We start from the raw sequence: 13,847 nt of genomic DNA on the forward strand, positions 1-13,847 counted from the left end.
GTAATAGGGGAAAGAATAAGTGGCGGAGTTGGTGCTGTAGGAATATTAAAATCCCGCGATTTCTCTAGGAAGAATATAAGGAAAGGCATGAAGATAATTATGACTGAAGGAAATGGGGGAGGAACTATCGCAACAACAGCAATATTTAACGGTATTCCTGAAGTTGTTACAGAAACATTTAGTTTCTCTGACCTCTTGACATGTAGTTTAGTTAGAGATAGTCTAGCCGATTACGTTTACTCTATGACTGATGTGACAAACGGAGGGATAAGGGGAGATGCTTTGGAAATCTCTAGAATGAATAATCTAAGTCTAGTAATAGACGATAAAAAATTCATTTCACTAATAAATTCAAGAGTATATGATATGTTAAAAATGCTTGATATTGATCCATTTGGAATTTCAATAGATTCTATTTTAATTTTTACTTATAAAGAAGATATTGTAATCGATAAGCTAAGAGAACATGGAATAAGAAGTGATGTAATAGGATATGTAGATGATCTTAAAAAATACCCTATAATAACTATTGATGGAAGAGAACTAAATCCCCAATTCAGAGAAAGTCCTTATACTCCTATAAAGAAATATATTGGAAATAATACGAAGTTTTCAGTTGAAGAAATCTCTAAAAGGCTAGACTACGCGATAGAAGAAGCTAAAAGGAAAATAGATGATATATTGAAAAACTTAAAAGCCAGTTTTACATAGACCATACAAGTTGATAGTTAATGAGTCAGCAGTTTAAATACGTTGTTAGAATTTTCGGTCAAGACGTAGATGGTACTATGAAACTGCCTTATGCCTTAGCAATGGTAAAGGGTATAGGATATAATACGGCAAAAGCTATAATATATAAGCTGGGATTAGATCAAAACGCGAGACTAGGTGAACTCTCTGATGCTGATTTGAAGAAGATTGAGAGTGCTTATGCTGAACACTTAATAAAGGGTTTACCAAGCTGGATATATAATAGAAGAAGGGATTATGATACTGGCATTGATCTACATTTAGTTACCTCAGACTTGATATTCTACGTTAGGAATGATATTGAAAGAGAGAAAAGAAATAAGAGTTGGAGAGGAGTGAGACATTCACTAGGATTAAAAGTTAGAGGACAGAGAACTAGAACTACAGGTAGAACCGGAATGACAATAGGAGTAAGCAAAAAGAAAACCGCGCAACCACAACAACAGTCCAAATCACAACAAGGGTGAAAATAAATGGGAGATCCTAAAAAGAGCAGGAAGAAATGGGAAACTCCCGGTCATCCTTGGATTAAAGATAGATTAAGGCATGAGCAAGAATTACTTGGAAGATATGGATTAAGAAACAAGCGTGAAATTTGGATTGCCCAAACTATAATAAGGAATTTTAGGCATCAAGCTAGATCTTTACTTGCATTACCTCCGGCAGAGAGACTAGTTAGGGAGAAGCAATTAGTAGGTAAGTTAGCTAAAATTGGACTGCTTAAAGGTGAAAACTCTACTGTTGATGATATTCTAAGTTTAACCGAAGAGAATCTCTTAGAGAGAAGATTACAAACATTAGTTTACAAAAAGGGTTTAGCTAATACTGTATATCAAGCAAGGCAATTGATAGTTCATGGTCATATAGCGATAGGGGGAAAGAGAGTAACATCTCCGGGTTATATTGTTAGTGTAGATGAGGAAGATTTAATAGATTATTACGCAACTTCTCCATTCAAGTCAAATCCACCCGTAACTCAGAAACAGATTGGTGAGGCAAATGTCGAGCAGGCGTGAAATTAGATGGGGCGTAGCTCACATCTACGCTTCTCAAAATAACACGATAATATCTATAACTGACATTAGTGGAGCTGAAATGATAGCTAAGGCAAGTGGTGGAATGGTAGTAAAGGCTGATAGAGAAAAACCATCTCCCTACGCAGCAATGCTAGCTGCAAATAAGGCTGCTAGTGAAGCACTAGAAAGAGGTATAATGGCACTTCACATAAAGGTAAGAGCTCCGGGAGGATATGGGAGTAAGACCCCTGGGCCTGGTGCTCAACCAGCTATAAGGGCATTAGCTAGGGCAGGATTCATAATTGGTAGGATAGAAGATGTTACACCTATACCTCATGACAGCATTAGAAGACCTGGAGGAAGAAGAGGAAGAAGAGTCTAAAGGGGAATTGTTTTTATGCCAATAAAATTAGTTTATAAGGATGATAGAAGAGTTCATTTAATATTTGAAAAATATCCTTTAGAATTCGTTAATGCATTAAGAAGAGCTTCTATGTTATATGTGCCTGTAATGGCTGTTGATGAGGTGTATTTCATAGAGAACACGAGTCCTTTATATGATGAAATTTTAGCCCATAGACTTGGGCTAATTCCTTTCAACTCTAATGAGGCAATAGATCATTATAGACCACCAGAGGAATGCATAGAATGTACTGAAAATTGTGAAAACTGTTATGCAAAGATATACATTGAAGTAGAGGCTACGAATGGTCCATTAATGTTATATACTAAGGATATAAAGACGGAAGACCCTAGTGTTACGCCAATTTCTAATGAAATTCCAATAGTCCTTCTAGGGCCTAACCAAAAGATCTCACTAGAGGCGAGATTAAGATTAGGTTACGGAAGAGAACATGCAAAGTTTATACCAGTAAGCCAAGCTGTTTCTAGGTATTATCCAAAAGTAGAAATAATAGGTAATTGTGAGGAAGCAGTAAAGGTTTGCCCAGAAGGAGTCTTTGAAATGAAAGAAGGCAAATTAGAAGTAAAGAACGAAATGGCTTGTACCCTATGTGAAGAATGTATAAAACGTTGTAACGGTCAAATTAGAATTTCAGCAGTAGAAGATAAGTATATTTTGGAAATTGAGAGTGTGGGATCGCTTAAACCAGAGAGAATTTTAATAGAGGCTGGCAAAAGCATTATTAAAAAGATTGAAGAATTTGAGAGGAAGTTCAAAGAGGTGGTTAAGTGATGAATAAAACTGGAAGTACTAATATTACGATCAGAAAGCTTGTTAGTAAGCTAAAAAAGGAGAAGAAAGCAATTTGGAGAAAGGTAGCTGAGGAGTTATCCCTGCCTTCGAGAAAGAGACCTTATATAAATATATATAAAATAAATAAGTATACTAAGCCCAATGAGATAGTTGTTGTTCCAGGTAAGGTTTTAGGTATAGGAAAGCTGGACCATCCAGTAACTGTTATAGCATTAGATTTCTCCTCTTCTGCTTTAAGGAAAATTAAGGAAGCTGGAGGACAAGTTATGAGTTTTAATAAAGCATTAGAAACTTTTAAAGACTTTAAGGGTAAGAGTGTGAGGTTGATGAAACAATGAGCCAAACGCAAGTGCAACACCAAAATGATATTGTGATTATAAATGCGGAAGGGCAGATATTAGGTAGGATGGCTAGTATGATTGTGAGGTTATTAAAGGATGGAAAGAAAGTGGTTATTGTTAATACAGAAAAAGCGATTATAAGTGGAGAAAAAACCCGAGTAGTTGAATCCTATAGGTTACTCTTTAACGTAAGAACGTTATTTAATCCATATAAAAACGGGATAAGAAGACCTAGATCACCTATAAACATTGTTAAGAGAACTATTAGGGGAATGTTGCCTAAAAGTGGCAAAGGTCGTAGAATGTTGAAGAATGTTAAGGCTTATATTGGAGTGCCAAGAGAATTTGAGGGGAAGCAGTTTATTAAATTCCCTGAAGCAGATATAAGTAGACTTAAAGGTAAGTATGTCACAGTAGAGGTTGTGGCAAAAGAATTAGGGTGGTCTGGATGAGTCAACAAGAGCAAGTGATTATAACGAGCGCTAGAAGGAAGATGGCCAGAGCTACATGTTATTTATATCCCGGCAAAGGTAGGGTGTACGTAAATAAGACTCCTATAGAATTAGTTCCAATAGAGATGGTTAGATTAAAAATAATGGAGCCGTTACTACTCGCTGGTGAAAACGTTAGATCTAAAATTGATTGCTGGATATTTACTAGCGGAGGAGGAATCATGGGTCAAGCGGATGCTGCTAGAATGGCACTAGCTAGGGCAATTCTTAAGTATACAAATAGTGATGAATTAGCTAAAATTTATAGATCATATGATAGGACTATGTTAGCCGGAGATCCAAGACAAACAGAATCAGAGAAGTGGATGAGATACAGTGCAAGAAGGTGGAGGCAAAAGTCATATAGGTGATATGGTATGATCATACCTATAAGATGTTTTACATGTGGTTCGTTAATAGCAGATAAGTGGGAAATCTTTATCAATAGAGTGAATACGGGAGAAGATCCCGGGAAAGTTTTAGACGATCTAGGCGTTAAAAGATATTGTTGTAGGAGGATGTTCCTCTCACATGTAGATATAATACACGAAATCATACACTATACTAGACCTATTTAGGGGGAGATGAGTTGGCTGAAAAGGAAGAAAAAGAAGGAGAATTGACAGAAGCTGAAAAAGAAGAACTTAGAAAGTCAGAGAAAGGAGCCATAATTGAATTATTAGTTCCAGTAGATACTTACCTATCAGCTGGAGTTCATATAGGTACTCATAGTTGTACTAAAAATATGGAAAAATTCATTTATAGGGTAAGACCGGAAGGACTATATGTACTAGATGTAAGGAAGATAGATGAACGTATTAGGGTAGCGGGTAGGTTCTTGGCTAGGTATGAGCCTCAAGACGTAGTTGCTGTAGCAGCTAGACCTTATGCTTATAGACCAGTTCAGAAATTTGCGGAAGTAATTGGAGGTAAGGCATTAGTAGGCAGAGTAATACCTGGTACGTTTACAAACCCCTATTTATCGACGTACTTAGAACCTAAGGTATTATTAGTCTCTGATCCAAGAACAGATGTTCAAGCAATAAAGGAGGCGTCAAAAGTAGGAATACCTATAGTAGCCTTTGCCGATACTGATGCTAAAGTTGACTTTGTAGATTTAATAATCCCGGCTAATAACAAAGGAAGAAAGTCATTAGCCTTACTGTATTGGCTTTTAGCTAGACAAGTACTTAGAGAAAGAAGAGTTATCCCGCCAGATGGAGATCTGGCCGTACAAGTGAATGAGTTCGAGATGAGGTTATCTGAATGAAAAGATTACCGGCAGTTGCTGGCTCGTTCTATGAGGCTGACCCAGTTAAGTTAAAAGCACAAATAGAGTGGTCTTTTAAGCATCAAGTTGGACCAGGATACTTACCTAAAATACCACAAAAAAAGGGACCTAGAGATAATTTATTTTTTGTTGTTCCTCACGCGGGTTATATTTATAGTGGGCAAGTAGCTGCTTATTCATATTATCATTTAGCATCAGAAGGAAAGCCAGATACTGTGATAATTTTAGGCCCTAATCATTCTGGTCTAGGTTCTTACGTTTCTGCTTGGCCTAAGGGAGAATGGATAACTCCTTTAGGTAATGTAACGATCGATGAAGACATATTGCTTCAGTTAGTTAAGGAGTCTGAAGTAATAGATTTGGAGGAGGAAGCTCATATATACGAACATTCCATAGAAGTTCAAATACCGTTCTTGCAATACTTTTTTGGAGATCAATTTAAAATTGTTCCTATTGCGATACTAATGCAAACTCCAGAGATATCAGAAATGCTAGCTCAAGCAATTTATAATGTAATGACCAAAAACAACGATAAAGATATAGTAGTTTTGGCAAGTAGTGACATGAATCACTATGATCCTCATGAGGTGACTTTAAAGAAAGATGAGCATGCAATTGAGAAGATAAAAGATCTTGATTACAAGGGACTTTATGAGGTTGTAGAGGAGAAGGATGTTACATTATGTGGATATGGACCCATAATGACTGTGATGATCTTAGCTAAGAAGTTCGGTAAGAAACCATACATCTTAAAGCACGCAACATCTGGAGATACTTCAGGTCCTAAGGACTCTGTCGTGGGATATCTTGCAGTCCGTTTTGGAAGTTAACATACCATTCCTTGGGATACCTATAAAGGGTATAAACAATCCAATACTAGTTATAAAAGCGCTTATTGCTGTGGATGAGGAAAAGGTAATTGAGACTGATATTTTTAATAAATTCGCAAAAGAGTTCAATGATGCTACTGGCTTTGATTGCGCTAAAGGCTATGAATATTGGAATTATTCCTTCCCATTCTCCTCATATTATGTGTATATAACCGAAAAAATCACCACAGAAGCTATAGGCAAATGTGATATCCCAATAAATCATGATGAAAAGTATGAAATTATTCAATTAATAGATGAAGCACTATTTCCGGAAAATTCAGTAATTAAAGCACTTAGAATATCAAGAAGATTAGGAAAACAAATATTATTTAGAAGCGGAGAAGAACCAATTGAGGTTAATACTAAAAGCCTCAAAGTAAAGGTTTTATATTCATTTCCATTAGAGCTTAGCCCAAACTATATTGACAATTCACTAATTCATCTATTAGGAGTTATTCCTATAGAGTTTGTAGAAACGAACATGCTAAACCTTATACAGTTTGAGAACGGGCTCTGGAGCGCAATTTACTCTCTATCTTTTCCACAAGTTAAAAATTGGAAGTGGATATGGGATGCTAATTGGGTAACACTTATAGAGTTCTCAAACTTGGAGGAAGTCTAATAACTTGTAAGGATATTCCGAGATGCGTTAGGCTTAATGTATTAGACATAATAAGTGACGATATAATTAGATTCCTCAATGAAAATCCTAACGTTAAACTCATCTTATTGCATGGTGGTGGTAGCTTTGGTCATTACGAAGCTTCAATAAACGATAATTATAAAATTTCAAGAACTTCTGAAGCTATGCAAGAATTGAACTACATAATTATTAAGAGGTTTTTTGCTAAGAATTTGAGAAATGTTGTTTCTATACCGGGTAAATTTTATTTATTTAAAATAGTTATAGATGTAATTGATAAAGGGCTAATTCCACTAGTCTACGGCGATATTAGATTTGATGGTACTATAATTTCCGCTGATGATATGAGTATAGACATAGCAAAGAAGCTTAAAACAGAAGTCCTCTATGCTATTGATAAGGATGGGATAATAGGTAAAGAAAATAGAGTTTTAAGCGAAATTAAAAGTTTAAACGATATTAAGCTTATTGAGCTTAATAATTATGATGTCACTGGAGGCATATTATCAAAAGTTTCAAAAGTCCTTGAAAATAAGTTAAACGCAAGAGTATTTAATGGGTCAGTAGCGGGAAATATATATTTAGCGTTAAAGGGATATAGAATAGGTACTTTAATAAGAGGTGACAATCATGCCTGACATAATAAGTAGGAAACTTGAACATGTTGAAATAGCATCCTTTGAAGATATAGAAGGATTTACGACGACTCTTTTGGAAGACGTTAGACTTGTTCATCAAGCTTTTCCTGGAATATCATTTGACGAAGTAAATACGAAAACCTACTTCTTAAAAAAAGAAATAAACGCTCCTATTATGATCACTGGAATGACAGGTGGAAAGCCTGAGTTAGGTAAAATTAACAAAATCATAGCTGAAGTAGCTGAAAAGTTCAGAATTCCTATGGGGGTAGGTAGTCAAAGAATAGCGATTGAGAGAACTGATGCTAGAGAGAGCTTTTCTGTGGTAAGGAAAGTAGCCCCCACTATACCAATAGTAGCAAATCTAGGAATACCACAGATATCAAAAGGATATGGCTTAAAGGAGTTTGAAGAAGCTGTCCAAATGTTGGAAGCTGATGCTATAGCAGTTCATCTAAACCCAGCCCAAGAAGTATTTCAGCCTGAAGGAGAACCAGATTATAACTTTTCTGCCTTAGAAAAACTTAAGGATATTTCTAAATTTCTATCAGTCCCTGTAATCATCAAGGAAACTGGCACCGGTATCTCCATGGAAACAGCGAGAATATTGTATAAGTATGGTTTCAAAAATATAGATGTTTCTGGGCAAGGTGGTACCAGTTGGATAGCTGTAGAGATGGTGAGGGATCAAAGAATAGGAAACTGGAAGGCTGAAAGCGCAAAACTTTTCAGAGATTGGGGAATACCAACTGGAGCATCTATAGTAGAAGTTAGATATGCGTTACCGGATGCTTTCATAATTGGAAGTGGAGGAATAAGAAATGGCTTAGAAGTGGCTAAAGTAATAAGTTTAGGTGCAGATATAGCTGGGATGGCTTTGCCAGTTCTAAAAAGAGCAATTGAAGGTAAGGATAGTTTAGAAGCTTTCTTTAACAGAGTAATTTTTGAATTAAAAGTTTCAATGATGCTTACTGGTTCAAAGGATATTGCTAATATGAAGAAGGCAAGTATAGTCATACTAGGGCAGTTAAGGCAATGGCTCGAATACAGAGGAATAGATTTTTCTACCTACGAGAAAATTAGAAGGAGAGAATTTAACCATGAATGAACTGGATAGATATTTCGAAGATATAATATACAACGTGGATTTGGAAATAAATAAGTTCGTAAAAAGTGATGTAAAAACCCTTGAGGAAGCATCTATTTATTTATTTAAGGCCGGAGGAAAAAGGCTCAGACCAATCATACTGGTTTCATCCTCAGATTTGGTGGGGGGAAATAGGGATAGAGCATATAAAGCAGCCTCTGCGGTAGAAATAATGCACAATTTTACATTAATTCATGATGATATAATGGATAGGGACTATTTAAGAAGAGGAATACCTACAGTTCACGTCAAATGGGGAGAACCAATGGCAATACTCGCTGGAGACTTCTTGCATGCTAAATCGTTCGAGGCTTTAAATGAGGCTCTAAGGGGTTTAAGTTCTGAAACCTATTATAAGGCTTTTTCACTTTTCGTTAAATCTATAGAAATAGTCTCCGAAGGTCAAGCAATGGATATGATATTTGAAAATCTTAGTGACGTTTCGGAAGAGCAGTACTTAGAAATGATCAAGAGAAAAACTGCAATGCTATTTTCATGTTCTTCAGCCTTAGGTGGTATAATAAATGAGGCAGACGATAATACAGTAAGCAATCTAGCCGAATATGGAATGAGCTTGGGGTTATCGTTTCAGATCATAGATGATATACTAGGTATAACCGCCGATGAAAAAGAATTAGGTAAACCAGTTTACAGTGATATCAGAGAAGGTAAAAAAACCATATTAGTAATCAAAGCTCTTAATGAAGCTAAAGAGGAAGAAAGGAAATTAATTATTTCTAATTTGGGAAATAAGAACGCATCAAGAGATGAACTAGAAAGAGTTGCGAATATAATAAAGTACTATTCTCTAGATTACGCATATAATTTGGCTGAAATGTATTCAAAAAAAGCTATTGAAAGCATTTCACGAATTAAATCGAGAAATCAGACTGCTGAAAAGGCTTTAAAATATTTAGCAGAGTTTACCATTAAAAGGAGAAAGTAAATGAATGTCATAACGATAGTTGTTTCGTCTTTAATCTCTTTTATAGTTGGTTATTTTTCAACTGTGTGGATCTCTAAGCAAGCTAAGAAGAGAGGATTTATTGGTAAGGATATTAACAAGATTAATAAGCCAGAAGTTCCACTAATGGGAGGAGTAGGGGTTATATCGGGATTTGTAGCAGGTGCATTTACTCTCTTACTGACTGATATTAGAAGCGAGAGAGTAATACCAGCCGTCATTTTATCCTCTCTTCTCATAGCGTTTTTAGGTCTTCTAGATGACATTCTAGATATAAGACAATCAGTCAGAGCACTTTTACCGATATTTGCGTCAATACCGTTGATAGTTTATAGTGTAGGTCACTCAGTAATATCCATACCGTTTGTAGGACCAGTAAATTTCGGAATATTTTATTATATCATCATTATACCGGTAGCGTTAACTATTACAGCTAATGCATTTAACATGTTGGAAGGCCTAAACGGCTTAGGAGCTGGAATGGGAATAATAATGCTATCAGCATTAGCTTACATTGGTTTAACTAGGAAAGGACCAAGTTATGAGGCAGGTCTACTTGCATTGGTAAGTATATTCTCGCTCTTTGCATTCCTTCTCCTCAATAAGTATCCAGCCAAGATATTCCCGGGTAATGTAGGGACGTATTTCATTGGAGCTCTAGTTGGAGCTATAGGCATAGCAGGGTTTATGTATACAGCATTAGTTATACTTTATATACCATATGTAATAGAGTTTGTACTTAAAGCTAGAACTAAGTTTAAGGGAATATCATTTGGGAAAGTTGATAATAATGGTAGATTGTATTGGGATGAGTTTCCGAACTCTTTAACTCATGTAGTAATGAAAATTGGGAGATTTAAAGAATACCAAATAGTCCTTATTCTGTGGTTAATTGAAGCTATTTTTTCCGTGATCGCAGTATATTTACAAACAACTATAATTGTCTTTTAACAGTTTCAGGTATTTGAGTAGCCGAGACTAAAACTAAAAATGAAGATATGATAGTAGAAATAGCTAGATCTCTCCCTAAGCCAAAAGGCATCAGAAGTACTAATGTTACTCCAAATCCTCCACCTATTAATCTTCCTAGAAAGAGCGTAATATTAGTTCCAGTGGCTTTGAAATTAACTGGATAAACCTCACTCATCCAAACTCCAAAATAAGCAAAAAATGAAGACCCAATCATTAGTACTATAAAAGAGATAATCAACAAAATTGAATCAAAAAGCATAGCGCCTACGAAGAGAATAATAGAAGAGATTATACTAATTATACCAAATATATAACTCGCTAGTCTCCTACCAATCTTATCTGAAACCCTTCCAGATATCATGAAGCCTATCATTCCTAGTATGAATGCCGAAAAGATCACAACATAAAGCCTAGAACCCAGAAAGGAAAATAAAGTAAAACTTAAGGAAACTAATGGAACTAAAAACAAAAACGAGCCTATAGAGAACAGTGATCCAAATATCGTTACCTTGATCAAGTCCTTTGGTAATTTAAAAGAAAAATTTCCCCTCCACTTTGACTCTGGAATAAATATCCATAAAGGTATGCTAATTAACGATAAAATAGATATTATTAAAAAGTAGATGAAGATATTACCCCTAACCACGAATGAGATAAGAAGACCTAAGATTGCTCCCAAAAAATAGAAGCCTTGCATAATACTTCCTATGAATCCCCTAGTTTTAGTAGGTGCCAATTCCGCGACGTAGACATAACTTATACCGTTTACAGCATTAACCCCAAATCCGATCAGAAACCAAATTATATAAAAGAATACAATATTAGGTTCAATCAGATTTGCCAATATAGGTAATGCGAAAAGTATAATTGAAATTAATAAGGCGTACCTCTTACTCCTAATATCCCCAAAAATACCCATAACTAAACCTCCTATTCCCCCTCCTATCCAACTCAAAGCTATTGAAAATGCTACAGCTTCACCATATTTCGCTATAAGACTCGGTAATACAAAGCTTATAGAGTAGATAGCTAAAGCCGAAAATAAGAATATGATAAGCAAAGAAGTTAGGGCTAGATATTTATTATCTTCTCCCATAAAATCAATTATAATCAATAATAATAAATAGGTTTGTTAGATAGCTTACTATTTAATCTATAGCTAACAAAATAAGGAAAGTCTTCAAGGCGAAGATAGCAAGGTATCTAAACTGCCTTTTTCCTAACATCAACATGAATGAGAGGGATTATCTGATTCTCTTTGTTCGCTCTTAAATGAAAATTGATAAGGTAAACCTTGAATGGGGAGAGGCAGACTAATTACGCGATACTTTTATTTTGACAGAAGACTATACAATAGTGGGGTCAGGTAGGGTGGGGAGGCTCGCCACCTCCTGTGACCTGCTTGGCGTAATGCAGGCACCAGTAACCCCTATTCCATGGTTACTCCTGCCTAAAGGTCCTGACGGATCGATGAAGCCCGCCCAGTGGGGCTTGATGGATGTGGGCTTTCCTTCCGGAGGGAGGGAAAGTACCACATTAGCCGGGGGAACCGACGAGGCCCGGAAGGGAGCAGTCGTGCCCGGACATCAGCGTTCACTGGTCTACGGGCTGAGTGAGGTCAGGGTTTACCCTTTAGGCAGGCAGGCCATGGAGTAGGGGAGCTGACCCCGTAAAGAATATAAATCCTTACTTTATAAAATATAACAGTGCCGAGGTCGCCTAGCCAGGTAGGGCGGCGGCCTGCTAATTTAACGCGGGCAGCCGCTGGGGTTAATCCCCGCGTGGGTTCAAATCCCACCCTCGGCGCATATCATCGAGAACTTATTAAATGCTCTTACGAAATTTACATATATGGCAAAAAGATCTATAATCAGCCTTTATGTGCCTTTCTAGAATTAGAGGAGGTTGCTTAGAAGTCTAGTAAAGCTAGAAAGGCTTTATCAAAAATATTTCCATACTTCATTGCGTTTGGAGCTTCAATATCAATAAGCTGGGCGGAAGTAAGTTATGAAGAAGGTTATAATATGGTTAAGAAGAAGGCAGAGGAACTAGAAGAGATGTATAATAGGTTATTACAAGAACTTGTTGGAAATCCACCACTAGTTACTAATAGATATGCCTACGATTTGTGGTATCAATATAAAGCTAAAGTTGAATCTTGTGCACAAGAAACTATTGCATATCACCCAGATTATGACTATGATCTACTAAAGGAAGTAGTAAAAAGTTGTGCCCAATCAAGCTAGTGTTTAATCAAGATTGTCACTAATTGTGTCATGACTTTATAGAAAATTAAGGAAAAAAGTAAAGAACTAGCGCCGGAGGGAGGACTCGAACCTCCGACCACCCGGTTTCTATGCGCCCTTAACAGCCGGGCGCTCTGCCGACTGAGCTACTCCGGCGTTATAACTATTTTCTTACGATCCTAAAAAGTTTTCCTTTAATTCTTAGTGTGTGAGCGTGATGCCGTTATATGGGTAAAAATCCACGAGTATATCAGTTATATTTGTCGTGGACTTTCCTAAATTTGAATCATCATAATGACATTCAAGTGTGTGAGTAAGTTGCCGTTATTAAAGTACAAATTATGGTCATAGTCAAATTTCAAGCGTGTATAGTGCATAATCAAATGTTTCCATTTAATGCCTTTGATGCTCTCTTAAGTCTAACTGACAAGTTATTATTCTCGTTTACGAAATGAGGAAAGTCTTGTCTTCAAGATGGCAAAAGTTTTTGAGTTTAAAAGCCGATTCTGGAGATGGACGGGAGGGATCTCCTAACCCTCTCGACTGCCTCTAGAACGAGAATCGATGATTGGAACCTATGAACCGCCAAAGGAATCCTAGTCCTTTAGGGCGGGGAGGAAGTCAGAAAAGAGAAGAAAAGTTCTATTCTCGTCCTAATAACTAACTAAAAACTTTTCCAGATAAAGAAAATTCAATTTATATTAAAATAACAAAATTGTTATCAGCACGTAAGTTTTACTTAAAAATATTTATAACAATTAGCTACAAGTTTCTTATAATTATGATAGAGTTTTCCATTGAGAAGAAGATAGATTGTGATCCTAGGAAGGTTTGGGATATTGTTAAAGACTTAAGTTCATTTACTAAGTATTGGCATGGAACTAGAGAGCTTAATTTAAGAGAGGTTGAGAAAAACGTTTATGAGGGAGAATTGAGGTTTGCGTTTCCCGCTAAAGGTAGGGTTAAAATTAGTATATTAGAAAATGATAGAAAAGTAATTATAAATTATTTGAAAGGTCCCTTTATAGGTACTATGTCGATCACAGTTTATGATGATAAGATAGTTTCCACATGGAGAGTGGAGATGAAGGGTATTTATAAACTATTTGAAAAGTGGAATGAGAAACATTTTAAAGAAGGTACCATTCATGCTCTCGAAAGAATTGAACAAACTTTACAAATAAGGGAATATTAATTAAGCTTCGTTACTGTCTTTAACATAGAATCCTTCGATAGCTCTTTCCGTTTAAGTGTTTCATG

19 protein-coding genes, 2 tRNA genes and 1 other RNA gene are annotated in these 13,847 nt (G+C 36.2%); 20 read left to right on the forward strand and 2 right to left on the reverse strand.

What is annotated here, in order from left to right; translation table 11 throughout:
* From DMP16_RS04140 to DMP16_RS04210, 16 genes are all read left to right on the forward strand, one after another.
* Window positions 1–711 (forward strand): AIR synthase-related protein (locus DMP16_RS04140; protein ID WP_255446794.1); only part of this gene is annotated, 711 nt, incomplete at its 5' end.
* A gap of 20 nt (window positions 712–731) precedes the next feature.
* Window positions 732–1,217: a 30S ribosomal protein S13 gene (locus DMP16_RS04145; RefSeq protein WP_069282614.1), complete on the forward strand. Its 486-nt coding sequence runs from the start codon at window positions 732–734 to the stop codon at window positions 1,215–1,217.
* Window positions 1,218–1,223: 6 nt separating this feature from the next.
* Window positions 1,224–1,766 (forward strand): 30S ribosomal protein S4, encoded by a 543-nt coding sequence (locus tag DMP16_RS04150; RefSeq protein WP_069282615.1) that lies wholly within the window; start codon window positions 1,224–1,226, stop codon window positions 1,764–1,766.
* A complete protein-coding gene (locus DMP16_RS04155; RefSeq protein ID WP_069282616.1) occupies window positions 1,750–2,148 on the forward strand; it encodes a 30S ribosomal protein S11 in 399 nt (132 codons plus the stop codon). The genes DMP16_RS04150 and DMP16_RS04155 overlap by 17 nt, the downstream gene beginning before the upstream one ends.
* A gap of 15 nt (window positions 2,149–2,163) precedes the next feature.
* Window positions 2,164–2,961 carry a DNA-directed RNA polymerase subunit D gene (locus DMP16_RS04160; protein ID WP_069282617.1) on the forward strand — a complete coding sequence of 266 codons (798 nt, stop codon included), beginning with the start codon at window positions 2,164–2,166 and terminating at the stop codon, window positions 2,959–2,961.
* Window positions 2,961–3,320, forward strand: a complete 360-nt coding sequence (locus tag DMP16_RS04165; protein WP_069282618.1) for a 50S ribosomal protein L18e — start codon at window positions 2,961–2,963, stop codon at window positions 3,318–3,320. Before DMP16_RS04160 ends, DMP16_RS04165 begins: the two co-directional genes overlap by 1 nt.
* A gap of 11 nt (window positions 3,321–3,331) precedes the next feature.
* A complete protein-coding gene (locus tag DMP16_RS04170) occupies window positions 3,332–3,775 on the forward strand; it encodes a 50S ribosomal protein L13 (protein WP_185957811.1) in 444 nt (147 codons plus the stop codon).
* Window positions 3,772–4,185 (forward strand): 30S ribosomal protein S9, encoded by a 414-nt coding sequence (locus DMP16_RS04175; RefSeq protein ID WP_069282620.1) that lies wholly within the window; start codon window positions 3,772–3,774, stop codon window positions 4,183–4,185. The genes DMP16_RS04170 and DMP16_RS04175 overlap by 4 nt, the downstream gene beginning before the upstream one ends.
* Before the next feature lie 6 nt (window positions 4,186–4,191).
* Entirely contained in the window at window positions 4,192–4,392 is a 201-nt protein-coding gene (locus DMP16_RS04180) for a DNA-directed RNA polymerase subunit N (RefSeq protein WP_069282621.1), read from the forward strand.
* Window positions 4,393–4,403: 11 nt separating this feature from the next.
* Complete coding sequence (rpsB, locus tag DMP16_RS04185) at window positions 4,404–5,084, forward strand: 30S ribosomal protein S2 (RefSeq protein WP_083216354.1); 681 nt, start codon at window positions 4,404–4,406, stop codon at window positions 5,082–5,084.
* On the forward strand, window positions 5,081–5,935 hold the full coding sequence (gene amrB / locus DMP16_RS04190) for an AmmeMemoRadiSam system protein B (protein ID WP_143576914.1): 855 nt from the start codon (window positions 5,081–5,083) through the stop codon (window positions 5,933–5,935). Before rpsB ends, amrB begins: the two co-directional genes overlap by 4 nt.
* Window positions 5,913–6,599, forward strand: a complete 687-nt coding sequence (locus DMP16_RS10910; RefSeq protein WP_069284617.1) for a hypothetical protein — start codon at window positions 5,913–5,915, stop codon at window positions 6,597–6,599. Before amrB ends, DMP16_RS10910 begins: the two co-directional genes overlap by 23 nt.
* Window positions 6,557–7,258, forward strand: coding sequence for an isopentenyl phosphate kinase (locus DMP16_RS04195; protein WP_069282623.1), 702 nt, complete (start codon window positions 6,557–6,559; stop codon window positions 7,256–7,258). The genes DMP16_RS10910 and DMP16_RS04195 overlap by 43 nt, the downstream gene beginning before the upstream one ends.
* A complete protein-coding gene (fni, locus tag DMP16_RS04200) occupies window positions 7,251–8,366 on the forward strand; it encodes a type 2 isopentenyl-diphosphate Delta-isomerase (RefSeq protein WP_143576915.1) in 1,116 nt (371 codons plus the stop codon). Before DMP16_RS04195 ends, fni begins: the two co-directional genes overlap by 8 nt.
* Window positions 8,359–9,351: a geranylgeranyl diphosphate synthase gene (gds, locus tag DMP16_RS04205; RefSeq protein ID WP_069282625.1), complete on the forward strand. Its 993-nt coding sequence runs from the start codon at window positions 8,359–8,361 to the stop codon at window positions 9,349–9,351. The genes fni and gds overlap by 8 nt, the downstream gene beginning before the upstream one ends.
* Window positions 9,352–10,320 (forward strand): glycosyltransferase 4 family protein, encoded by a 969-nt coding sequence (locus DMP16_RS04210; protein ID WP_143576916.1) that lies wholly within the window; start codon window positions 9,352–9,354, stop codon window positions 10,318–10,320. It begins immediately after the preceding gene.
* Here the strand turns inward: DMP16_RS04210 and DMP16_RS04215 are convergent.
* Window positions 10,304–11,437: an MFS transporter gene (locus tag DMP16_RS04215; protein ID WP_069282627.1), complete on the reverse strand. Its 1,134-nt coding sequence runs from the start codon at window positions 11,435–11,437 to the stop codon at window positions 10,304–10,306. The genes DMP16_RS04210 and DMP16_RS04215 overlap by 17 nt on opposite strands.
* A 263-nt stretch (window positions 11,438–11,700) precedes the next feature.
* Between DMP16_RS04215 and ffs the strand changes: the two genes are divergently transcribed.
* The 3 genes from ffs (at window position 11,701) to DMP16_RS04230 (ending at window position 12,587) form a co-directional block, all read left to right on the forward strand.
* An RNA gene (gene ffs / locus DMP16_RS04220) (signal recognition particle sRNA) lies at window positions 11,701–12,009 on the forward strand.
* A 40-nt stretch (window positions 12,010–12,049) separates the two neighbouring features.
* Window positions 12,050–12,147, forward strand: a tRNA-Ser gene (locus DMP16_RS04225).
* 218 nt (window positions 12,148–12,365) lie between these two features.
* Entirely contained in the window at window positions 12,366–12,587 is a 222-nt protein-coding gene (locus tag DMP16_RS04230) for a hypothetical protein (protein ID WP_069282628.1), read from the forward strand.
* A 70-nt stretch (window positions 12,588–12,657) separates the two neighbouring features.
* Here the strand turns inward: DMP16_RS04230 and DMP16_RS04235 are convergent.
* Window positions 12,658–12,743: transfer RNA gene (locus DMP16_RS04235), tRNA-Asn, on the reverse strand.
* Between the two features lie 625 nt (window positions 12,744–13,368).
* On the opposite strand from DMP16_RS04235, the gene DMP16_RS04240 reads away from it, so the two are divergent.
* Window positions 13,369–13,782, forward strand: a complete 414-nt coding sequence (locus tag DMP16_RS04240; protein ID WP_231961253.1) for an SRPBCC family protein — start codon at window positions 13,369–13,371, stop codon at window positions 13,780–13,782.
* Window positions 13,783–13,847 lie beyond the last annotated feature (65 nt).

It is taken from the genome of Sulfolobus sp. B1 (assembly GCF_007050195.1).
Classification (GTDB): Archaea; Thermoproteota; Thermoprotei_A; order Sulfolobales; family Sulfolobaceae; genus Saccharolobus.

Bases quoted from the DNA above. Each gene is read 5' to 3' on its own strand.
- DMP16_RS04165 (WP_069282618.1), top strand. From the start codon at position 2,961: ATGAATAAAACTGGAAGTACTAATATTACGATCAGAAAGCTTGTTAGT.
- DMP16_RS04180 (WP_069282621.1), top strand. From the start codon at position 4,192: ATGATCATACCTATAAGATGTTTTACATGTGGTTCGTTAATAGCAGAT.
- amrB (WP_143576914.1), top strand. From the start codon at position 5,081: ATGAAAAGATTACCGGCAGTTGCTGGCTCGTTCTATGAGGCTGACCCA.
- DMP16_RS04175 (WP_069282620.1), top strand. From the start codon at position 3,772: ATGAGTCAACAAGAGCAAGTGATTATAACGAGCGCTAGAAGGAAGATG.
- DMP16_RS04230 (WP_069282628.1), top strand. From the start codon at position 12,366: ATGGTTAAGAAGAAGGCAGAGGAACTAGAAGAGATGTATAATAGGTTA.
- DMP16_RS04240 (WP_231961253.1), top strand. From the start codon at position 13,369: ATGATAGAGTTTTCCATTGAGAAGAAGATAGATTGTGATCCTAGGAAG.
- fni (WP_143576915.1), top strand. From the start codon at position 7,251: ATGCCTGACATAATAAGTAGGAAACTTGAACATGTTGAAATAGCATCC.
- DMP16_RS04210 (WP_143576916.1), top strand. From the start codon at position 9,352: ATGAATGTCATAACGATAGTTGTTTCGTCTTTAATCTCTTTTATAGTT.
- DMP16_RS04215 (WP_069282627.1), bottom strand. From the start codon at position 11,437: ATGGGAGAAGATAATAAATATCTAGCCCTAACTTCTTTGCTTATCATA.
- DMP16_RS04150 (WP_069282615.1), top strand. From the start codon at position 1,224: ATGGGAGATCCTAAAAAGAGCAGGAAGAAATGGGAAACTCCCGGTCAT.
- DMP16_RS04145 (WP_069282614.1), top strand. From the start codon at position 732: ATGAGTCAGCAGTTTAAATACGTTGTTAGAATTTTCGGTCAAGACGTA.
- DMP16_RS04160 (WP_069282617.1), top strand. From the start codon at position 2,164: ATGCCAATAAAATTAGTTTATAAGGATGATAGAAGAGTTCATTTAATA.
- DMP16_RS04155 (WP_069282616.1), top strand. From the start codon at position 1,750: ATGTCGAGCAGGCGTGAAATTAGATGGGGCGTAGCTCACATCTACGCT.
- gds (WP_069282625.1), top strand. From the start codon at position 8,359: ATGAATGAACTGGATAGATATTTCGAAGATATAATATACAACGTGGAT.